Consider the following 392-nt stretch of genomic DNA (forward strand, 5'->3'; position numbering starts at 1 on the left):
TTCCACGGTCAGGAACCTGTTGCGCAGGCTCGAAGCCCTCCCGCACCGCGATAGAGCTGACGGCCAGGAGCTTGCGGAGACCGTTACGTCAACAGGTCGAACACTTCCCCGCCGATCTGGAGATTGATGCTGGATTGCCCTTCGCCATCGACCAGCGCCCACATGATCTGCCCGGTCGGGCGGTAGATCACGAACGCCTCCTGCACATCGTCATCTCCGGAGCGTTCCCCGTCCGGAGTGGCGGTATGCGCGAGGTTGATCTGGAATTGGTCCGCCGTCGCCATGCTGCCGAAGACCAGAACGTCTCCCTCGGCAACGTCATAGTCCTGCACCCAGTCCGAGCCGTGATCGGCCACGCCAAGATGGAAGAACCGGTCCGCTCCATCGCCGCC

At 63.3% G+C, this 392-nt stretch carries 1 pseudogene; it reads right to left on the bottom strand.

Annotation, left to right across the window (positions count from 1 at the left end):
• Positions 1–83: 83 nt before the first annotated feature.
• Positions 84–392 (bottom strand): annotated as a pseudogene (locus ACFORG_RS20715) (hypothetical protein); the annotation flags it as partial.

It is taken from the genome of Lutimaribacter marinistellae (assembly GCF_042648365.1).
GTDB classification, from domain to species: Bacteria; Pseudomonadota; Alphaproteobacteria; order Rhodobacterales; family Rhodobacteraceae; genus Lutimaribacter_A; species Lutimaribacter_A marinistellae.